The following is a 19,608-nucleotide window of genomic DNA, read 5'->3' on the forward strand; positions in this document are numbered from 1 at the left end:
GGGGGGCGCGCCCTTTCGCGTTCCGGTGTCAACCTTCCGGGCCCACTTCCGCGTTGAGGCCATGTGAGTGACCCATCCGACGACGCCTCCTACGCCGCCTTCGTGGCGGCGGCCTGGGACAGGCACATGGCCGTCGCCGTCCTGCTGGCCGGCGACCGGCACCGGGGCGAGGAGCTGCTGCAGGACTGCCTGGTGCGGCTCTACGTCCATTGGCGGCGCGTGCGGTCCGCCGACCCGCACGCCTACCTGCGGCGCATGCTGGCCAACGGCAACGTCAGCCGGTGGCGGCGGCGACGGCGGGAGGTGCCGACCGCCAGTCCGCCCGAGCACACCGATCCCCGCCAGCAGCTGCACGAGCCGCACGAGGACCTGCGTCGCGCCCTGCTCTCCCTGTCGCCCAGGCAACGGGCGGTGGTGGTGCTGCGGCACTACGAGGACCTGACGGAGAAGGCGGTCGCGGCCGTCCTCGGCTGCTCGGTCGGCGCCGTCAAGAGCCAGCACTCCAGAGCGATGGCGCGCCTGCGTACGGCTCTGCGCGAAGATCAGGAGGCAGCACGATGAAGGACGACCAGGAACTCCTGGCGCGGGCACTGCGTGTGCTCGCCCACAGCGAAGGGCCCGCGCCCGCGCCCCCGCCGGTGCCCGCGCTGGTACGACGGGGGCGCCGGGCCAGGCGGGTCCGCACCGCGACGCGGGCCGCCGCGGGCGCGCTGCTCGCCTCGGCGGCCGCCTTCGTGATCCTCGGCGGCACCGGGATCGGCCCCACGGGCGCGCCGCCGAGCGCCGTCCCGGCCGGCACGCCGTCGTCCTCGCAGGGAGCGCGCCAGGCATTGGACGCACGGTCCGTACTGCTGGCCGCGGCCGAGTCCGCCGGCCACGGGCCCGCCGCGTCGGGCCGGTACTGGCACCTGCGCTCCCGCACCACCCGCCCGGCGGCCTCGAAGACCCGGGCGTTCTCGGCGCTGGTGACGCACACCCAGGACACCTGGTACGCGGCCCGCCAGGGAGCGCCCAGCCGCACCGTGACCGGCCAGGACCCGAAGGTCGCCTTCGCCTCGCCCGAGGACGAGGCCAAATGGAGACGGCTCGGCTCCACGGCCCTGGCCGAGGCGAAGCCGTCGACCAACGACTTCGCCATGCAACTCCACTTCCTGATCGGCACCCATCGCTACACGCTCCGCCAACTGCTGGAGCTCCCGACCGGCAAGGAGAAGCTGGAGAGCCGGTTGCGGCGGCTGTACGCCGAGGAGAAGCCGGGCGACTGGTGGCCCGGCGGGCCGACGTTCACGTCGTACGTGTGGACGACGGCGCAGGACCTGCTCGCCGGTCCCATCAGCCCGGGAACCCGTTCCTCCCTGTATCGGCTGCTCGCCGAGCAGCCCGCGATCAGGTCGCTCGGCGAGGTCACCGACCCGCTGGGCCGTACCGGCGTCGCCCTGACGCTGACCACGCCGGGCAGCGGCGAGAGCGCGGGAGAGGCGCGCCTGATCGTGGACGTCGGCACAGGGCGGTTGCTCGCCTACGAGTTCCGCCCCCCGGGGCGCTCGGAGCCGGTTGACCAGACCGCGTACGAGGAGATGGGCTGGGTCGACCGCCTGGGCGCGCGCCGGTAGCCCGGTCGACGCGGCCCCGGGGCCGCAGGCATCCACTCTCTGCCCGGCGGCGTCGGGAACGCCACCGGGCAGGCGCGGGCTTCCCTGTTTTCGACGGCTTTCAGGGCATCTGGCCCGGTTCGTCCACCACCCCCGTTGCCAGGTCCGCGGTGGCGTAGAACGTGCCCTGGCGGGCCGTCACCTCGCCGCCGAGGACCTCGTCCTGGAGGTTGTCCACGCGTCTGCCGAGGAAGCGGTACGTCTCGGCGTCCAGCACCAGGTACGACCGCGAGACGATCCGGCCCTCCGCGTCCCGCACCGGCCCCCCCGGGACGGAACCGGCGGGCTCGTACGCGACGCCGATCCCGGCCCGGCCCGCCGCGTCCCGTACGCCCAGATCAACCCGCACCCCGGGGATCTCGGCCAGCGCGCGGAAGACGGCAGCCTCGACCTCGGGCGGCATGGGGACACCCGCGTCGAGGTAGACCGACAACACGCGGAACGCCCGCGCGTCCGGATGCTCGCCTCCCTCGCCCTTCGGCAGCGTCGCCCAGTGCCGGTCGGCCCTGACGTGGGCCAGCAGCTTGGCGGGGTCGGCAGGCAGGGCGGCGAGCTTGGCCGCATACTGCCGGGGTGTCAGGTCGTCATCGTCCGGGTCGGGGGTGATGTCCTGGAAGTCCAGGGAGCCGCCGTTCTCCCGGAGCGCCTGCCGGGTGCCGTCGTACCGGGTCCAGTACTCCTGGACCGTGCCTCGGTCCTCGTAGGGCTGCTTGACGAGATCCTTCCGGTACAGCCACTGGTCGGGCCGCGGCTCATGGTGCTTGCGGCGTCCCTCGGCCACCTGGGCGGCCTGGCGCAGCATGGTCTTTGCCCGTACCGGCATGGTGGTCACGGCGAACGGCGGGGCGGGGGCCGGGGCGTGGGGGCCGTTCACCGCCACGACGACGGCGGCGGCGACTGTCGCCGCGGCCAGCAGCGACGGCACCGCCCAGAACCGGCGCCGCCTCCGGGCCGGGGCGAGGGCCCGGGGCGACGCCAGGGCGCGGGCGCGCACGGCGTCCAGGCGGTCGGCGTCGGGTTCGGGGGCGTCCGCGCGCAACTCGCGCAGGAGCGTGAGGTCATCGTCCACGGCCGGGCTCCTCCTCGTCGGTGTCGTGGATGCCCGAGGGGGCGGTGTCGGGGGTGGCTGAAGGGGCGGCGTCGGGGGTGGCTGGGCGAATGAGGTCGGGGGTGGCCGAAGGGGCGGGGTCGTGGAGGGCCGAGGGGTCGATGCCGCCGAGGGCCGCGCGAGTCTTCTTCCTGGCGCGGTGCAGGCGCGAGCGGACGGTCCCGACCGGGACGTCGAGCGCGCGGGCGACCTCCTCGTAGCTGAGGTCCGCCCAGGCGATCATCAGCAGCACCTCGCGGTCCTGCGGCGACAGAGTCGCGAGCGCCGCCGCCAGCCCGCGGTGCGCCGCCCCGGCCGACACGCGCGCCGCCACCCGGTCGGCGTAGCTCTCGGCCACCGCGTCGAGGCCCGTCCTGGCCAGGGCGCGGTAGGCCCTGATCTCGGTACGGCGGTGCTTGCCGATCAGGTTGGCGGCGATGCCGTACAGCCAGGGGCGGGCGTCGCGGTGGGCGGTGTCGTAGCGGGCCAGACGGCGGAAGGCGTCCAGGAACGTCTCGGCCACGATGTCGTCGGCCAGCGAATCGCCCAGGCGGCGGGTGACGTATCTGTGGAGCGCGGGGGCGTGCCGGTCGTACAACGCCGAGAAGGCGGCGGGGTCGCTGCGGGCACGTCTGATCACCTCCGCGTCGTCCACCTCGGTGTCCTGCGTCAAACTCTCGACTCCGTTCTTCGGGCTGAACACCCCCTTTCACCCGATACGCCGGATCGGGTTCTCGCGCGGGCCCAGTACGGGCTTCGCCGATGGGCTCGGGCTGCCCGGTGTCGTCGCTGTAGCCGGTCGTGTGGCGCTGTGACGTGGTCGTCCCCACCCCGACTTCCCTGTACGGGCCGCGGCTCCGAGGACGCCGTTCAGACGGATGTGCCACGATGTTGAGCCACAGAACCATGGTCCATCTGCAACCGTCCGGCGCGTGGTGCCCGTTCTCGCTCCTGCCGGGCGTGCACGCAGAGCTTGTATCCGACAGTCAGGCAGCAGGATGCTGATCAGCGAGCTAGTGCTTGAGAACATCAAAGGTTTCGGGGAGGGAAAAACCGGGGTTGCCCTCAGCTTCGTCCGACCCGACGGGAGCCTGCCGCGCTGGATCGTGATAGCGGGCCGCAACGGAGCCGGGAAGTCGTCCTTCCTCCAGGCCGTGGCTCTCGCCGTCGCAGGACCTTCTGTCGCCCGGACGCTGCGCGAGACCTTCTCGGACTGGATCCGCGAGGGCGCCGGTGAAGCGCAGGCCAAGGTTCATCTGAAGTTCTCCGACTTCGACGCGTTCGCGCCCGGGCGGAAACCGAACTTCGACCCTTGGACCGGGCTGCGGTGGGTTCGCGAGGGCGAGGGGCCGGAGCCGTCGATGGAGAAGGTGCGGGACAAGGCCCGGGAGGCATGGGACCCCGGCCGCGGCCCCTGGTCCGCGAACCCGCAAGGCTGGTTCCTCGCCGGTTACGGCCCCTTCCGCCGCCTGTCGCTCGCTCCGACCGAAGCACAACGGCTGATGATGACGCCGGGGCGTCCGGCGAGTCTCGCCAGCTTGTTCCGGGAGGAGGCGTCTCTGTCGGAGTCGGTTCTGTGGCTTCAGCAACTCTATCTGCGAAGGCTGGAAGGGTCGCAGGACGCGGGGCAGGTGGAGCAGGCGATTCTCAGGCTGCTCGGCGACGGGCTGCTGCCCGAAGGGATGAAGGTCGAGCGGGTCACGTCCGAGGGCCTGTGGGTCACGACGCCGGACGGGATCGAACTCCCTCTCCGGTCACTGAGCGACGGCTATCGTACGGTCGCGGCGTTGGTACTGGATCTGGTGAAGCAGTTGTACACCGCTTACGGCGATCTGAAGGAAGTCGAAGGGGACCGGGTGGCGTTCGGTCATGAAGGTGTCGTCCTGATCGACGAGATCGACGTCCATCTCCATGTCTCATGGCAACAGCGAATAGGTTTCTGGCTGAAGGAGCATTTTCCGAACCTCCAATTCGTGGTCAGCACCCACAGTCCGTTCATCTGCCAGGCGGCGGACGACAGAGGATTGGTACGCCTGTCCGCCCCTGGCGAAGGTCAGGCGGCCAGGATCGTCGAAGGCGAACTGTTCAACCGGGTGGTGAACGGCACCGCCGACGACGCGGTCCTCACTGATCTGTTCGGCCTGGAGACGCCCTATTCCCAGCAGGCCGTCGCCCTGCGCAGCGAAGCGGCGGCGCTGGAGAGGAAGGCGGTCGCCGAGCATATGTCGCCCGCCGATCGCGCACGCCTGAAAGAGATCAGATCGAGACTTCCGAGAACGCCGTCGAAGGATGTGGCGGACGCCATTCACCAGCTCACCCTGCGTCTCGACGATGCAGAGGATTGAAAGACTCCCTCTCGACGACGCTGCCGTGCGGAAACTGCTGAAACTGACGCAGCGCGTCGCGGCAGCGCCGAACCAGCAGGTCACGGCCCGAGAGCTGTGGGCGGCCCTCGACAAAGGGCTCAAGGACGAGATCCACTCGGTTCTCGCCGAGATGAGCACCGGGCTTGAGAGGTGCATGTACTGCGAGGACAGCCAGGGCACGGACATCGAGCACTTCCGCCCCAAGGCGGACTATCCGGAGCACGCGTTCGCCTGGCTGAATTATCTACTCGCCTGCAGCCGATGCAACAGCAACCACAAACGAAACCGTTTTCCCCTGGACGCGTCCGGAGAGCCGATGCTCATCGACCCCACCTTCGATGATCCCGCGGACCACCTGTCCTTGAGCCCGACGACGGGAATGTACGCCGCCCTGGACGCCAAGGGCGCAGCGACCATAGACGTCTGCGGCCTCAACAGGAATGTCTGCGCGACCGGCAGAGCCAACGCCTGGACGGCTCTTGAATGCCTGATCGCGTCGTACGTCAGGTCCGTCGTGGACGGGCGTCCGAGCAGAGCCGGAAAGATACTGGACGCGCTACGGCAATACCCGTTCCAGTCGGTCAGGTCCATGATGTCGAGAATCTATCGAGAGGCGGAAGATCCGGCCCTGCTGCTCGCCGACGACGTTCTTCTTGCTTTCAAGGAGCATCCAGAGCTGATCTGACGGGTCGCTGCGACGGCTTCGCCGATGGGCGCGCTTCGCGCGCCGGGAGCTCACGCTGTGGGTGGAGTGACGGGCCGGCTCGGCCGGGGCTCTCGTCGCTCAGGGAGGGCGCCATCACGCCAGGCGCGCCGATCCCCCAAGCTCATGACGGCTGATCTCAGATGTTGAATTCACCCTGATCGGCGCCGTGCAGGAACGCCTTCCACTCCTCAGGAGTGAAGATCAGCGCTGGGCCCTGCGGGTTCTTGCTGTCACGGACGGCGATGATCCCCGGGAGGTTGGTCGCGACCTCGACACACTGCCCTGTGTCGGCGCTGGCGCTGGACTTGCGCCATTGCGCATCATCAAGGTTCAGCTGGTCCATTTGGCTATCGCACCCTCTATCGCCTGTCGAGTGACATTCTTCGGCTGTGCGTGCGCTCTGATGTTGTCATACCTCTGCTTCAAACGCGCGACTGCGTCATGGTCGCCTGACACCTGTCCGGACAGAAGCGAGTCCGCCGAAACCACCTCGGATCCGTCCCGCAGCCGCGCCAGCGCGAACGCGCTCACCATGCCGGCTATGCAACCAGCCGTGCGCGGAAGCAGCTGAACAGTGATCTGGGGATGCTCGGTGAGCTCCAGCAGAAAGCGCAGTTGCCCGACCAGGACACCGGCCCCGCCGAAGGGCCGATGGAGGACTCCCTCCTCAATGACTGCGAGAAGGGATGGCGGGTTGGCTGCCTCGAAGACGCCGATGCGCCGGATCCGCGCTTGGACCTGCTCTTCCACCTGATCGGATGAGCCTGTACCCGCGAAGACGGCACGGGCGTAGTCCACGGTCTGGAGCATGCCGGGGATCACGAGCGGATCCCACGAGTACATGATGACGGCTTGCGGTTCGATCTCCTCGACCCACCGTGCGAACCAGCCCAGAGCGGGTGACTGGGAGATCCGCTCGTGGAGGGCGGTGAAATGGCCGTCGGTGCCGAACGCCTTGTCCACCTCGCGAGCGAATTCCAGTGTGGGAACCCGCCGGCCTTTCTCGACATGGCTGACGAAATTCGTGACAGAGAATGCGTAGAGCAAGCGCGGATTGCGTCATTCGAGCCGCTTTACGTCGTTCCGCGAGGTCCTGAGCGAAACGCGCTCTGGGTGACAAATGCTCGCCAACATCGAGAGCCATGGCGTCTCCACAGGTCAAGAGCAGGGGGATTGCCTTCCTGAAGGCTACTGCGACGCCCTTCCGACAATCAATACAGGACAGGCGTCACTCCTTGTCGGAGGTGTTTCGCGAGGTGTGAGCGCTGCGGGCGCGCGCGACCGTTCATGCTGAACCCAGGCGACAGCGCTTTTGTCGCAAGTAACGTCCGGATTCGCTTTGGAGGGAATTCATGTCACTTCTCCAGACCGTCTCCAGCTGGAAAGGCATGACGCTGAGACGCGGCGACCGAGCCCCCACAGAAAGCCGGCAGACGATTCGGCACTGGCTGGCGGACGTCGATCCGCCGGTCCGGGACGACGCGCTGACGGTCGTCTCGGAGCTGGTGACCAACGCGGTCAGGCATGTGCCGCCCGGCCCCGGACGCGACTGGGTCACGGTGCTGCTCGGAGTCGGGGACGGGTTCGTCCGCCTCGAAGTGGTCGACCCCGGGACGGCGCAGCGAGAACCGCGTTTCACCCCTCTGGACGCGGGGTCCTTGCGGGAGTCAGGTCGCGGCCTCGGCCTGGTGGCCGCCCTGTCGGTCAGGACCGGCACGCACGTCGCCGGACCGCACGGTCACCGTGTCGTATGGGCCGACCTGGAAAGGACCGCGCCTAGCGGACCACCCGGTACGTCAGGTGGGTGACCAGGTCGGTGCCCGTGGGCGGGGCCGCCGGGGTGAGGGTGATGTCGCCGGCGTCGGCGAGGAGGCGTTCGCCGCGGCCGAGGATCACCGGCGCGACGTGCAGGCGGAGCTCGTCGATGAGCCCGGCGGCCAGGTACTGGTTGACGGTGGCGGCGCCGCCGGCGATGGAGATGTCGCGGTCCCCCGCCGCCTCCCGCGCCATGGCGAAGGCGGCCTCGATGCCGTCCGTGACGAAGAAGAACGTCGTGCCGCCCTTCATGGGCAGCGGCTCGCGCGGGTGGTGGGTGAGGACGAACACCGGCGCGTGGTACGGCGGCTCCTCGCCCCACCAGCCGGTCCAGTCCAGGTCCCAGTCGCCGCGACCGGGGGTGAACATGTTGCGGCCCATGATGAACGCCCCGGCCGCCGTGATGGCTTCGATGACGTCCGCGTGCTGCTCGGGCTCGTCGAACATCCACTGGTGCAGCCGGTCGCCCACACCGTCGCCCATCGGCTTGTCCAGGCTCTGGTTCGGCCCCGCCACGTAGCCGTCGACGGACATCCCCATGTCGCACGTGACCTTGCTCATCCTGGTTCGTCTCCTGTGTCCATGGCGCCCGTCCGGCGCCTTCACCAGGGAGTCGGAGCCGGCGGCGGGCTCTCGACATGGCATCAGGAAATTCCCCGGAACGGGGTGGGAGGAGTCGAATCGGAGGAGGTCGGGTAGGTTCGGCGGTTAGGAAAGTTTCCTAATTGAGGAGTTGCACATGAGACTCGCCGTGATCGGGGGCGGTTCGACCTACACCCCCGAGCTCATCGACGGCTTCGCCAGGCTGCGCGACGAGCTGCCGCTCACCGAGATCGCCCTGGTCGACCCGGACGCCACGCGGCTCGACCTGGTGGCGGGCGTGTCCCGCAGGATGTTGCGCAGGGCCGGGCACCCGGCGAAGGTGATCGCCACCGCCGACGTGGCCGAGGGCGTGGCGGGCGCTGACGCCGTGCTCTTCCAGCTCAGGGTGGGCGGCCAGGCCGCGCGGAACGTGGACGAGACGCTGCCGCTGGAGTGCGGCTGCATCGGCCAGGAGACGACGGGCGCGGGCGGTCTCGCCAAGGCCCTGCGCACGGTCCCGGTGGTGCTCGAACTGGCCGAGCAGGTACGCGCCCACGCCCCCGACGCCTGGATCGTCGACTTCACCAACCCGGTCGGCATCGTCACCAGGGCGCTGCTGGACGCCGGGCACCGCGCGATCGGCCTGTGCAACGTGGCCATCGGGTTCCAGCGCCGCTTCGCCCGGCACCTCGGCGTGCCGCCGGAGCGGGTCGCCCTCGGGCACGTCGGGCTCAACCACCTGACGTGGGAGCGGTCGGTCGTGGTCGACGGTGTGGACGTGCTGCCGCGGCTGCTCGCCGAGCACGGGCAGGAGCTGGCCGACGACATCGGACTGCCGGTCGGGCTGCTGCGCAGGCTCCAGGTGGTCCCGTCCTACTACCTGCGCTACTTCTACGCCCACGACCTGGTGGTGAGCGAGCAGCGGGCCAAGCCGTCGCGCGCGGCCGAGGTCGCGGCGATGGAGAAGCAGCTCCTGGAGCTGTACGCGGACCCGGCCGTGGACACCAAGCCGGACCTGCTGGACAAGCGGGGCGGCGCCTACTACTCCGAGGCCGCCGTCGCGCTGATCGCCTCGCTGCTCGGCGACCGGGGCGACGTCCAGGTGGTCAACACCCGCAACGACGGGACGCTGCCGTTCCTGCGCGACGAGGCGGTCATCGAGGTCCCGGCCAGGGTCTCGGCGTCCGGGGCTGCGCCGCTGCCGGTCGATCCGGTGGAGCCGCTTTACGCGGGCCTGATCGCGAACGTCTCCGCGTACGAGGAGCTGGCGCTCGACGCGGCGCTGCACGGCGGCGCGGACCGGGTGCGCAACGCGTTGCTGGCCCACCCGCTGATCGGCCAGGAGGCCGTCGCGGACGAGCTGACCGGCCTGCTGCTGGCGGCGAACGAGCGGTACCTGCCATGGTGATCATCGCCGTGGACGCGGGCAACAGCAAGACGCACGTCGTCGTGCTTTCGGGCGACGGCACGATCCTGGCCCAGGGCGACGGCGGGCCGTTCGAGCCGCAGACCGTCGGCGTGCCGGCGGCCGTGGACGTCGTGGAGCAGGCCGTGCGGCGGGCGCTCGGACCGGGGGCCGCCGCCCCGTACGCCGACCAGCTCTACGCCTACCTGGCCGGGGCCGACCTGCCAGTGGAGGAGGAGGCCCTCGCGGCCGAGTTCCGCGCCCGCGGGATGGCCGCCGACGTCGTCGTGGGCAACGACAGCTTCGCGCTGCTGCGTTCGGGGGCGTCCGGGCCCAGCGGCGTCGCGGTGGTGTGCGGCGCGGGCATCAACGCGGTCGGCGTCTCGCCCACGGGCGGGGTGGCCCGCTTCCCCGCCCTCGGCCGGATCAGCGGCGACTGGGGTGGCGGCGGCGGCCTGGCCGAGGAGGCGTTGTGGCACGCCATCCGCGCCGAGGACGGCCGGGGCGCCCCGACCGCCCTCGCCGAACTGATCAAGGCGCATTTCGGCACGCGGACGGTCGAGGAGGTGGTGCTCGGGGTGCATTTCGGGCAGATCGAGCGGCATCACCTGACCGCGCTCGCGCCCAAGGTGTTCGAGGCCGCCGCGTCGGCTGACGCGATCGCGTTGGAGCTGGTCACCCGGCTGGCCGACGAGATCGTGGTGATGGCCGAGGTGTGCCTGCGTCGGCTGGACCTGCTGGAGACGCCGACGGAGGTCGTGCTGGGCGGAGGCGTGCTGCACGCGCGCATCCCGCTGCTGGTCGCGATGCTGGAGGAGCGGTTCGCCGTACGGGCTCCGCTGGCCAAGCAGGTGATCCCGGACCAGCCGCCGATCGTCGGGGCCGCGCTGAACGGCCTGGACCGTATCGGGGCCTCCGAGGAGGCCAAGGCTCGTCTCCGAGCGCAGTTCTAGAGGTATTGACGCACGTGGGGCGGTAAGTCTAAAGTCAGCCGCCAACCGTCTGGAAAGTATCCGGACGGTTGGCGGTCAAGGAGGCCCCCCATGTCCACCAACCCCAGCCGACGTGAGGTTCTTCGACGTATCGGACTCACCGCCCTGACGGCGGGCCCGGGCGCGGGGCTGCTCGCCGCGTGCGCCACGGGCCGCTCCGCCGCTCCGGTCGCCTCCACCTCGGCCGCGCCCACCTCGGCCGCCAACCCCCTCGGCGTGGACGCCGCCAGGCAGCTGGAAGTCGTGATCTTCAGCGGCGGCAACGGCGACGGCTACGCGACCGACCTGCACGAGGCCCTCTACAGCAAGGCGTACAAGACCGCCAAGATCAAGCACGTGCCCACCCAGAAGGTCGGCACGCAGCTGCGCCCCCGCTTCATCAGCGGCGACGCGCCCGACGTGGTCAACAACTCCGGCCCCGACGCCCTCGACCTGCAGTCGCTCGTCGCCGAGGGGCACCTCGCCGACCTGACGCCGCTGTTCGACGCCCCCTCCCTGGTGGACCCGGCCAAGAAGGTGCGCGACACCCTGGTCGGCGGCGTCTACGAGAACTCGCTGATCGACGGCGTGCCGCGGGTGCTGCAGTACACGGTCGCCCACCGCGCCCTGTGGTACAACGCCAAGCTGTTCGAGAAGCGCGGCTGGCAGGCGCCGAAGACGTGGGCGGAGTTCAACGCCCTCGGCGAGGAGGCCAAGAAGGCGGGCATCGCGCTGTTCGCCTACCCGGGCCAGGTCGGCCCCTTCTACCAGCTCTGGAACCTGGTCTACAGCGCCGCCAAGATCGGCGGCAACAAGGTGATCGTCGACATCGACAACCTCGCCGACGGCGCCTGGCAGGCCGAGCCCGTACGGCAGGCCGTCGCGGCGTGGGCGCAGGTGCAGCGCGACTTCGGCGACAAGGCGTACTTCGGGCTCGACCACACCCAGACGCAGGTCAAGCACCTGCAGGACAAGGTGCTGTTCTACCCCTGCGGCTCCTGGCTGGAGAACGAGATGGCCAAGGACCGGCCGGCCTCGTTCGAGTACGCGATCGCCCCGGTGCCCAGCATCACCGCCGCCGACGCGATGCCGTACGAGGCGATCATGATCGGGGTGAGCGAGGCGTTCTTCGTGGCGGCCAAGGGCAAGAACCCGCAGGGCGGCCTGGAGTACCTGCGCATGATGTTGTCGCGGGAGGGCGCGCGCGGCTACACCGAGCTGACCAAGAACCTCACCGTCGTCAACGGCGTCGTGGACGGGCTCGACCTGACCTCGGCCGTGCGCAGCGCGGCCAAGGCCCAGGAGGCGGCCGGGACGAACATCATCACCGACGCCCGCTTCGAGGGCTGGTACAAGGAGCTGTTCGACCACGGGCAGGTCCAGACCAACTCGGTGATGTCCGGACGCATCACGCCCGAGCAGTTCTGCGCGAACATGCAGAAGAAGGCCGACGAGCTCAAGGCGGACTCCGCGATCGCCAAGCAGACCAGGAGCGTCTGAGCGATGAGGCGGCACGGCTTCGTCGCGGGCTTCCTCGCCCTGCCCGTGGTCCTCTACGCGGTCTTCGTGATCAGCCCGTACGTCCAGGCGTTCCAGATCGCGCTGACCGACTGGCGCGGGGTGTCGGCGAACCTGAACTTCGTCGGCCTGGACAACTTCCGGCGGATGCTCGGCAACGACACGTTCTGGCAGGCGGTCCGCAACCACGCGGTCCTGCTGGTCACGCTGCCGTTGGTGACCATCGCGCTCGCGCTGGTCTTCGCGTACCTGCTCGGCGACTCGGCGGGCACGCCGGGGGCCCGGTTCTACCGGGTGATCTTCTTCCTGCCGCAGGTGCTGGCGGTCGCGGTGGTCGGGGTGCTGTTCAAGGCCGTCTACCGGCCGGACACGAGCGGCGTGCTGAACGGCGCGCTGGCGAAGCTGGACGTCGAGCCGGTCGGCTGGCTGACGGAGCAGAACCTGGCGCTGTGGTCGATCATCGCGGTGATGGTGTGGCAGGCGGTCGGCTTCTACGTCGTGCTGTTCTCGGCCGGGATGGCGGCCATTCCGAAGGACGTGTTCGAGGCGGCCGCCCTCGACGGCGCCGGGCGGCTGCGCACGTTCTTCTCCATCACGCTGCCCCTGGTGTGGGACACCGTCCAGGTGGCCTGGGTCTATCTGGGGATCGCCGCGTTCGACGGGTTCGCGCTGGTCAACGTCCTGTCGGTGGAGCAGGGCGGGCCGGACGGCGCGACCACCGTGCTGGCCACGGAGATCTACAAGAACGCCTTCTCCTACTCCCGGTTCGGCTACGCCTCGGCCATGGGCGTGGCGCTGTTCTTCCTGACCCTCACCTTCGCCGCGCTGACGTTGCGCGTGACCCGCCGCCAGAAGGTCGTCTACTGAAATGTTCCGAAAAATCAGCATCCAGGCCGTTCTTGGCCTCTGGGCGCTGCTCATCGTCGCCCCGCTGCTGTGGACCCTGCTGGCCTCCTTCAAGAGCAACGCCGAGATCTTCGGCGACGCCCTGCAACTGCCCGGCGAGCTGCGCTGGGACAACTGGGCGCGGGCCTGGGAGCGGGCCAACATCGGCCGCTACCTGCTCAACACGGTCATCGTGGTCTTCTTCGGCGTGGCCGGGACGATGCTGCTCAGCTCGATGGCCGCGTACGTGCTGGCCCGCTACCGCTTCCCGGGCAACCGGCTGGTCTACTTCCTGTTCGTCTCCGGCATGGCCTTCCCGGTCTTCCTGGCGCTCGTGCCGCTGTTCTTCGTGGTGGACGGGCTCGGGCTGCTCAACAGCCACGTCGGCCTGGTCCTGGTCTACATCGCCTACTCGCTGCCGTTCACGGTGTTCTTCCTGACGTCCTTCTTCAGGGCGCTGCCGGACGCGGTGGCCGAGGCGGCGATGATCGACGGGGCCTCGCACACCCGCACGTTCTTCCAGGTCATGCTGCCCATGGCCCGCCCGGCGCTGGTCAGCCTGACCATCTTCAACGTGCTCGGCCAGTGGAACCAGTACCTCATCCCGCTGGTCCTGCTGCCCGGCGACAAGAGCCTGTGGGTCATCACCCAGGGCGTGGCCGACATCTCCACCATCGCCGGGTACGAGGCCGACTGGCCCGGACTGTTCGCCGCTCTCAGCATGACAGTGCTTCCCGTCGTGCTGATCTATATCGTCTTCCAGCGACATATCCAGTCCGGGCTGACATCAGGAGCGCTGAAGTAGGAATGTCTTCAGGAAACCCCACCGTCTTCCGCACGCTCAACGAGCGCGCCGCGCTCACCCTGCTCCTTGAGCACGGCGGCCTCACCCGCGCCGAGCTGGAACTGCACACGGGCCTGTCCAAGGCGTCGGCGGCCGAGGTGCTGCGCAGGCTGGAGAACAGCGGGCTGGCCAGGAAGGCCGGTCTCAAGCCGGGCAACGCCGGGCCGGCCGCGCAGATGTGGCAGCTCGACGGCTCCGCCGCGCGCGTCGCCGGGGTCGATCTCACCACGAGCTCGATCGAGGTGTCGGTCGCCGACCTGACCGGCCGGGTGCTCGGCACCCATCGCACCGAGGCGACCGGCGACGCCCGGCGGCTGCTGGCCGAGACGGTCGGCGCGGCCGGCTTCGAGCTGGACCGGCTCGACCAGGTCGTGGTGGGCGTGCCGGGAGTGGTGGAGGCCGACGGCCGGCGGCTGCGGCAGGCCGTGCAGCTGTCGGGCTGGTCCGGCCTGGACGACCTGCCGGGCAACGTCCGCCTGGAGAACGACGTCAACCTGGTCGCCATCCGCGAGCTCCAGGAGCACGACGACAGCAGTTTCGTGCTGTTCTGGGTGGGCGGCGGGGTCGGCGCCGGAGTCGTGCTCGACGGCGCGCTCTGGCGGGGCGTCACCGGGCGCGGCGGCGAGGTCGGCTCGGTCATCGTGCCCGACCCGGTCACCACCGGCCGCCGCTACGGGCAGGACGGCGGGCCGCTCGGCGCGCTGCTCGGCGCCGAGCCGCTGGCCGCGCTGGCGCAGGCGCACGGCCTGCCCGGCGACCCCACGCTCACCGCCGTGAGCCGGACGCTGGCCGAGGCCCCGCAGGGCTTCCTCGACGACGCCGCCGCGCGGGTGGCGCTCGGCGTGACGGCCGCGATCGGGGTGCTCGACCCGGGCCTGGTCGTGCTGGCCGGGCCGCTGTGCGTGGCGGGAGGCGAGCCGCTCAGGGCGCGGGTCGCCGACCGTCTGGCCTCGACGCCGCTGGTGCCGGTGACCGTGGCCCTCAGCGCCGTGTGCGGCAACGCCGTGCTCGGCGGCGCTCTCTGCTACGCCCTGGACCTGACCCGCGAGCGGGTCTTCCAAGCCGGTACGGCCGGTCGTACCGGTGAATCCAACCCCTAAGGACGCACATGTTGAGAACCCTCGTGATCGCCGCTCATCCCGACGAGCCCGAGATCTACGCGGGCGGCACGGCCGCGCTGCTGGCACAGGCCGGCCACGCGGTGAAGTTTTTGACGCTCACCAACGGCGACGCCGGGCACCACGTGCTGGAGCGCGGCCCGCTGGCGCGCCGCCGCGCCGAGGAGGCGTGGCGCGCGGCCGACGCCCTGGGCGTGGTGGACTATGAGATCTTCGACGTGCACGACGGCATGCTGGAACCCACCGTCGAGCTGCGGTTGCGGGTGCTGGCGCAGATCCGCGCCTGGCGGCCCGACCTGGTGATCGCCCTGCACGCCGACGGCGGCGGCCACCCCGACAACCGGGCCGCCGGGCAACTGGCCGCGCACGCGGTCGAGTTCGCGATGACGCGCAACCTGGAGGTGGGCAAGCCGGCCCTGCGGCGCATGCCGGTGTGCCTGCTCATGACGGACTACGCCTCCGCCCCCGTCCACCGGCCCGACGTGGTGGTGGACGTGTCCCCGGTGCTGACGGCCAAGCTCGACGCGTGCCTGGCCCACGCCTCCCAGTTCCTGGAGTTCGCGCCGTGGCAGCGGGGCTTCCTGGACCAGGCTCCCCTGCCCGGTGACGTGGCCGCCGGACGGGCGTTCGTGCTCGAACACTGGGCGGAGTTCCTGAAGGAGGAGACCTTCCAGTTCGCCGGCTACGGCAGGAAGGCCGACCAGGAAGAGGTCGGCCGCCTGCTCGCCGGGACCGCGGCCCCGGTCGCGTAGCCGCCCGGCGTCAGCCGGTGTAGTTCTTGCCGGGGGGCCTGCCGGGGATCGGCTTGGCTATGACGGCGACGGGGATGAAGAAGCAGATCTGGCTGATCGCCAGGACGAGCGTCCACAGGGCCTTGTCGTCGTAGTGGGCGGCTGCCCTGGCGTACAGCTCGTCGGGGACGCGTTCCCCGGCCGGGTTCGCGGTGAGGACGGCCTCCACCAGCTCCAGCGCCACCCGTTCGGCGCCGGAGAAGTAGGGGGCGTCCCGCCACGACGCCACGGCGGCGAGGCGCTCGTCCGGCTCCCCCGCCCGGCGCAGCAGGTCGGCCTGCCGGACCGTGTGGTACGTGCTGCCGGCGATCTGCCCGGCGCGCAGCTGCACCAGGCCGACGGTGCTCCCCGGGATCGCGCCGTTGCGGGTGGCCTTGGTCATGGCCACGGCGATCTCCCCCAGCTCGGGAAAGAACCTGGCGGGATCGGGCAGACGCGACTGGAGGTTCTCCTGCTCGGTCGTCGTGGACATCGGCTTCCCTTCTTCGGCGATCGTGTCTCGGCGGACCGACGACACAGCGTCCGGGAATGTGAGGGTCAGGCCGCCGTCCAGGGGTGGAGCTTGTCGGGGTTGCGCACCGCCCACAGCCGCTTGATCCGGCCCTCCGCCACGTCGAACGCCACGACCATCACGGTGACGCCGTCCCGCTGGGCCGCCAGGCCGGGGCGGCCGTTGACGGTGCGCTCCAGCAGCGTCATGGCCGGCGCCCGGGTGGCGATCTCGACGGCGTAGCGGGCCACCTGTCCGGCGCCCTCGATCGGCCGCAGCACGGCGTTGACCACGCCGCCGCCGTCGGCGACGCCGACCACGCCGGGGTCGAGCAGGGCGATGAGGGCGTCGATGTCCTTGGCCTCCCACGCCTGCTTGAACTCGCGGACGATGCCGGCCTGCCGGGCCGCCGGGGTCACCGAGGTGCGCGCGGCGTCGATGCGGTGCCGCGCGGAGGAGGCCAGCTTGCGGCAGGCGGCCGGGGTGCGGCCGACGATCTCGGCCACCTCGGCGAAGGGGTAGCGGAAGACGTCGTGCAGGACGAACGCGACCCGCTCGGCCGGCGTCATCGACTCCAGCACGACGAGGAAGGCCATGTTGACCGACTCGTCCAGGGTGACCCGGTCGGCCGGGTCGTCGCCGGGCCATTCCGTGCGGTCGGGCAGCGGCTCGGGGATCCACTCGCCCACGTAGCGCTCGCGGCGGGCGCGGGCCGAGCCGAGCACGTCCAGGCAGATGCGGCCGGCGACCCTGGTCAGCCAGGCGCCCGGCGACTCGATGGCCGCCTGCTGCCCGGGTGACATGGCGTACCAGCGGGTGTAGGTCTCCTGGACGACGTCCTCGGCGTCGGCCAGCGAGCCGAGGAGGCGGTAGGCGAGGTTGATGAGCTGCCTGCGCTCGCTCATGATCGCGTCCAGGCCGGGGTCGGGTGCGGTGGTCATGATGTGGACGACTCCCTTAGTCGCTTTTGTCCTAGTGTGTCCGACGAGACGGCGCTCCCGGATGTGAGGTCACCGCGCCACCTCACATTTCCGGCGGTCACGTCGTCGGACTTTTCGAAGGCAAGCCCCAGAAGCGGACCGCCGTCACCCGGCGGTCGAGGAGTTCCCCATGTTGCTACGTGTCGCGATCATCCTGCAGACCCTGGCCCTGTTCGCCGCGCCGGTCACCGCCGGGCTGCTGTTGTCGGTGCCCAACGGGCAGCCGCTGCACAGCGCCGCCGCGTACACGGTGTTCGTCGTGGCGGTGCTGCACCTGGTGGCCGCGATCCTGGCGTGGCGGCCGGGCGGCGGCTCCCCGAAGCCGATCATGCACGCGGCCGGGTTCCTGGTGCTGGTCAGCGCCCAGGTCGCGCTGGGCATCGCGCACGTGACGACCCTGCACGTGCCGCTGGGCGTGCTGCTGTTCGCCGGCAGCGTGCTTCAGCTCAGCCGGGTCTGGGCGGCGCGGTCCAGCGAACGGGCCAGCCGCACGCTCTCCTCCGTGTAGCCGAGAGCGGCGTAGAAGCGGCGGGCGGCGGTGTTGGCGGCGCCCGTCTCCAGGGTGAGGTGGCGCAGGCCCTGGTCACGGGCCCAGTCCTCGGCCGCCGCCATGAGCCGGCGGCCCAGCCCCGCACGGACGGCCTCCGGGTGGACGGCCAGCTCGCCGACGTAGGCGTCCTCGTCGCCGGTGAAGTGCCGCTGCCGGTCCACCGAGACGACGCCGACGACCCGGGAGCCCCGCACGGCGACGAAGACCGCTCCCCGTCGTTCCCCCGCCGCGGCGACGGACCCGGCGAGCCACCGCTCCGCCGCCCGTACGGCCGCGCCGGGGTCCCGCCAGGCCGCGAGCCCCTCCGCCAGCCGGGGAGCCAGCGCCAGCACCCCCGGACGGTCCTCCGCGCGGAAGGGCCGGATGTGGACGTGCGCCTGATCCATGTCCTCCATGCCGAGCAGCATGGCAGGCCGGACCAGCAGGAAAAAAGGGCTCACCGCGCCGCCCGGCGCCTCAGCGCAGGTCTCCGGTGAGGATCCACAGGTGGCCGTACGGGTCGCGGAGACGGCCCGAGCGCAGGCCGTAGGGCCGGTTCTCGATGGGCACGACCGTCCGCGCGCCCTGGGCGGTCATGCGCTCGCCGACGGCGTCCGGGTCGTCGACGACGATCTCCAGGAGCACCGGGGAGCCGCCCAGGTCGTCCGGTGAGAGCCAGCCCCAGTCGGCGACGGCGGGCGAGACCCGGAACGTGGCGCCGCCGAGACGGTGCTCGATGACGGTGGGCCGCCCGTCGTCGCCCGGCGCGGCGCGGAACACCTCCTCGGCGCCCAGGGTGTCCCGGTAGAAGGCGGAGGCCCGGTCGGGGTCGGGCACGACGAGGCGAGGAACGAGGTGCATGTCCATACGGCCATCGTGGCGGCGCGCGGCGGCCGGGGTCTTGAACATATGGGCACGAAAAGGACGAGCGCCGGGGCCCCGGGCGTCGGAGGGCGGGTGTCCCGGGGGGCACGCTGCGGGTACGGGCGTCAGTGCGGGGCGGGGAGAGGCTGGGCGGGCGGGCCTTCGGTACGCAGCCATTCCGTGGGCGTGCAGCCGGCCATGGCGCGCCACTCCCTGGTCAGGTGTGCCTGGTCGGCGAAGCCCGAGGCGGCGGCCACCTCCGCGAGCGCCGTCCGGCCGGAGCGTGCGGCGGCCACGAGCCGGCGCCGGGCGGCCTCGAAGCGGACGAGCCGCTGGTACTCCTTCGGCGTCACCCCGAACTCGCCGCGCACGGCTCCGCTCAGGTGGCGCCGCGAGCACCCGAGGAGCCGGGCGGCCTCCTCGACCCGGGCAGTCCCGGACAGGGCCGCGAGCGTGGCCCGGGAGGTGCGGCGGGCGGCGCGGTCGCCGTGGCGGGCCAGCCCCGCGAGCAGCCGGCGTTCGACGAGGGCGCGGCGCTGGGCCCAGGACCGGCAGCCCGCCAGGCGCTCCGGCAGGTCGGCCAGCGCCGGGACGACGTCGGCGAGGTCGGCCACCTCCCCGGCCAGCGCCGCGGCGGGGACCCCGAGCAGGGCGGCGGCGCCCGGCGGGGTGAGCGTCAGCCACACCCCGCGCGTGCCTCCCCGCTGCCGCAACTCGGCCGCGTCGAGGTGCAGCCCGGCGACGGCGGCGCGCAGCCGCCGCCCCGGCCCCGGCCGCCCGATCCAGGCGATGTCGACCGGGCCGTCCGCGGGGATCGTGACCGACAGCGTGGACGACGGCAACCCGCGATGAACCCCGCCCGAGCCGGGCCCGAGGTCGTAGGCGGCCAGCGTCGTCACGTACGGCGACAGCGCGGCGGGCATTCCATCGGCGCTCACCCTGCCACGGTACGGCCCGCCGGCCGCGCACCGGCCGCCAGGTCCGGCGGGCGGGTGACGGGCGGGC

23 protein-coding genes are annotated in these 19,608 nt (G+C 71.2%); 13 read left to right on the plus strand and 10 right to left on the minus strand.

The window, feature by feature from the left end; genetic code table 11:
- The first annotated feature begins 63 nt into the window (after positions 1-63).
- Complete coding sequence (locus ABZ444_RS09820) at positions 64-561, plus strand: SigE family RNA polymerase sigma factor (protein WP_357994599.1); 498 nt, start codon at positions 64-66, stop codon at positions 559-561.
- Entirely contained in the window at positions 558-1,613 is a 1,056-nt protein-coding gene (locus tag ABZ444_RS09825) for a CU044_5270 family protein (protein ID WP_357994600.1), read from the plus strand. The genes ABZ444_RS09820 and ABZ444_RS09825 overlap by 4 nt, the downstream gene beginning before the upstream one ends.
- Positions 1,614-1,713: 100 nt before the next feature.
- Here the strand turns inward: ABZ444_RS09825 and ABZ444_RS09830 are convergent, their stop codons facing one another.
- Complete coding sequence (locus ABZ444_RS09830) at positions 1,714-2,721, minus strand: CU044_5270 family protein (RefSeq protein ID WP_357994601.1); 1,008 nt, start codon at positions 2,719-2,721, stop codon at positions 1,714-1,716.
- On the minus strand, positions 2,711-3,412 hold the full coding sequence (locus tag ABZ444_RS09835; protein WP_357994602.1) for an RNA polymerase sigma factor: 702 nt from the start codon (positions 3,410-3,412) through the stop codon (positions 2,711-2,713). The genes ABZ444_RS09830 and ABZ444_RS09835 overlap by 11 nt, the downstream gene beginning before the upstream one ends.
- A 325-nt stretch (positions 3,413-3,737) precedes the next feature.
- Here ABZ444_RS09835 and ABZ444_RS09840 point away from each other — a divergent pair, with 325 nt between their 5' ends.
- Both ABZ444_RS09840 and ABZ444_RS09845 read left to right on the plus strand, forming a co-directional pair.
- Positions 3,738-5,084, plus strand: coding sequence for an AAA family ATPase (locus ABZ444_RS09840; protein WP_357994603.1), 1,347 nt, complete (start codon positions 3,738-3,740; stop codon positions 5,082-5,084).
- Positions 5,071-5,790, plus strand: coding sequence for a hypothetical protein (locus ABZ444_RS09845; RefSeq protein WP_357994604.1), 720 nt, complete (start codon positions 5,071-5,073; stop codon positions 5,788-5,790). Before ABZ444_RS09840 ends, ABZ444_RS09845 begins: the two co-directional genes overlap by 14 nt.
- Before the next feature lie 157 nt (positions 5,791-5,947).
- Here the strand turns inward: ABZ444_RS09845 and ABZ444_RS09850 are convergent, their stop codons facing one another.
- Together ABZ444_RS09850 and ABZ444_RS09855 are read right to left on the minus strand one after the other, a co-directional pair.
- Positions 5,948-6,154: a DUF397 domain-containing protein gene (locus tag ABZ444_RS09850; protein WP_357994605.1), complete on the minus strand. Its 207-nt coding sequence runs from the start codon at positions 6,152-6,154 to the stop codon at positions 5,948-5,950.
- Positions 6,142-6,858, minus strand: a complete 717-nt coding sequence (locus ABZ444_RS09855) for a DUF5753 domain-containing protein (RefSeq protein ID WP_357994606.1) — start codon at positions 6,856-6,858, stop codon at positions 6,142-6,144. Before ABZ444_RS09855 ends, ABZ444_RS09850 begins: the two co-directional genes overlap by 13 nt.
- A 305-nt stretch (positions 6,859-7,163) precedes the next feature.
- Here ABZ444_RS09855 and ABZ444_RS09860 point away from each other — a divergent pair, with 305 nt between their 5' ends.
- A complete protein-coding gene (locus ABZ444_RS09860) occupies positions 7,164-7,619 on the plus strand; it encodes an ATP-binding protein (protein WP_357994607.1) in 456 nt (151 codons plus the stop codon).
- On the opposite strand, the gene ABZ444_RS09865 is transcribed toward ABZ444_RS09860, so the two are convergent.
- Positions 7,588-8,187 carry a dihydrofolate reductase family protein gene (locus ABZ444_RS09865; protein WP_357994608.1) on the minus strand — a complete coding sequence of 200 codons (600 nt, stop codon included), beginning with the start codon at positions 8,185-8,187 and terminating at the stop codon, positions 7,588-7,590. The two genes, ABZ444_RS09860 and ABZ444_RS09865, sit on opposite strands and share 32 nt — an antisense overlap.
- Positions 8,188-8,365: 178 nt before the next feature.
- Between ABZ444_RS09865 and ABZ444_RS09870 the strand changes: the two genes are divergently transcribed.
- The 7 genes from ABZ444_RS09870 to ABZ444_RS09900 all read left to right on the plus strand — a co-directional run bounded on the left by ABZ444_RS09870 (position 8,366) and on the right by ABZ444_RS09900 (position 15,701).
- Positions 8,366-9,616: a 6-phospho-beta-glucosidase gene (locus ABZ444_RS09870; RefSeq protein WP_357994609.1), complete on the plus strand. Its 1,251-nt coding sequence runs from the start codon at positions 8,366-8,368 to the stop codon at positions 9,614-9,616.
- On the plus strand, positions 9,610-10,566 hold the full coding sequence (locus tag ABZ444_RS09875) for a BadF/BadG/BcrA/BcrD ATPase family protein (protein ID WP_357994610.1): 957 nt from the start codon (positions 9,610-9,612) through the stop codon (positions 10,564-10,566). The genes ABZ444_RS09870 and ABZ444_RS09875 overlap by 7 nt, the downstream gene beginning before the upstream one ends.
- Before the next feature lie 90 nt (positions 10,567-10,656).
- The gene (ngcE, locus tag ABZ444_RS09880; RefSeq protein ID WP_357994611.1) at positions 10,657-12,084 is read left to right on the plus strand and encodes an N-acetylglucosamine/diacetylchitobiose ABC transporter substrate-binding protein; all 1,428 of its coding nucleotides are present in this window, start codon (positions 10,657-10,659) and stop codon (positions 12,082-12,084) included.
- A 3-nt stretch (positions 12,085-12,087) separates the two neighbouring features.
- Positions 12,088-12,969, plus strand: a complete 882-nt coding sequence (locus tag ABZ444_RS09885; RefSeq protein ID WP_357994612.1) for a sugar ABC transporter permease — start codon at positions 12,088-12,090, stop codon at positions 12,967-12,969.
- 1 nt (position 12,970) lies between these two features.
- Positions 12,971-13,792, plus strand: coding sequence for a carbohydrate ABC transporter permease (locus ABZ444_RS09890; RefSeq protein ID WP_357994613.1), 822 nt, complete (start codon positions 12,971-12,973; stop codon positions 13,790-13,792).
- A gap of 2 nt (positions 13,793-13,794) precedes the next feature.
- On the plus strand, positions 13,795-14,931 hold the full coding sequence (locus tag ABZ444_RS09895) for an ROK family protein (protein ID WP_357994614.1): 1,137 nt from the start codon (positions 13,795-13,797) through the stop codon (positions 14,929-14,931).
- Between the two features lie 8 nt (positions 14,932-14,939).
- Positions 14,940-15,701 (plus strand): PIG-L family deacetylase, encoded by a 762-nt coding sequence (locus ABZ444_RS09900; protein WP_357994615.1) that lies wholly within the window; start codon positions 14,940-14,942, stop codon positions 15,699-15,701.
- A gap of 10 nt (positions 15,702-15,711) precedes the next feature.
- On the opposite strand, the gene ABZ444_RS09905 is transcribed toward ABZ444_RS09900, so the two are convergent.
- Positions 15,712-16,212 carry a carboxymuconolactone decarboxylase family protein gene (locus ABZ444_RS09905; RefSeq protein WP_357994616.1) on the minus strand — a complete coding sequence of 167 codons (501 nt, stop codon included), beginning with the start codon at positions 16,210-16,212 and terminating at the stop codon, positions 15,712-15,714.
- Between the two features lie 65 nt (positions 16,213-16,277).
- Positions 16,278-17,171: an RNA polymerase sigma factor SigJ gene (gene sigJ, locus ABZ444_RS09910; RefSeq protein ID WP_357994617.1), complete on the minus strand. Its 894-nt coding sequence runs from the start codon at positions 17,169-17,171 to the stop codon at positions 16,278-16,280.
- A gap of 169 nt (positions 17,172-17,340) precedes the next feature.
- Here sigJ and ABZ444_RS09915 point away from each other — a divergent pair, with 169 nt between their 5' ends.
- Complete coding sequence (locus tag ABZ444_RS09915) at positions 17,341-17,718, plus strand: hypothetical protein (RefSeq protein WP_357994618.1); 378 nt, start codon at positions 17,341-17,343, stop codon at positions 17,716-17,718.
- Here ABZ444_RS09915 and ABZ444_RS09920 read toward each other — a convergent pair.
- The 3 genes from ABZ444_RS09920 to ABZ444_RS09930 form a co-directional block, all read right to left on the minus strand.
- A complete protein-coding gene (locus ABZ444_RS09920; RefSeq protein ID WP_357994619.1) occupies positions 17,652-18,200 on the minus strand; it encodes a GNAT family N-acetyltransferase in 549 nt (182 codons plus the stop codon). The two genes, ABZ444_RS09915 and ABZ444_RS09920, sit on opposite strands and share 67 nt — an antisense overlap.
- Positions 18,201-18,216: 16 nt before the next feature.
- Complete coding sequence (locus tag ABZ444_RS09925; protein ID WP_357994620.1) at positions 18,217-18,606, minus strand: VOC family protein; 390 nt, start codon at positions 18,604-18,606, stop codon at positions 18,217-18,219.
- A 122-nt stretch (positions 18,607-18,728) separates the two neighbouring features.
- A complete protein-coding gene (locus tag ABZ444_RS09930) occupies positions 18,729-19,541 on the minus strand; it encodes an AraC family transcriptional regulator (RefSeq protein WP_357994621.1) in 813 nt (270 codons plus the stop codon).
- Positions 19,542-19,608: the final 67 nt, after the last annotated feature.

The sequence above is a fragment of the Nonomuraea sp. NPDC005730 genome (genome assembly GCF_040630865.1).
Classification (GTDB): domain Bacteria; phylum Actinomycetota; class Actinomycetes; order Streptosporangiales; family Streptosporangiaceae; genus Nonomuraea.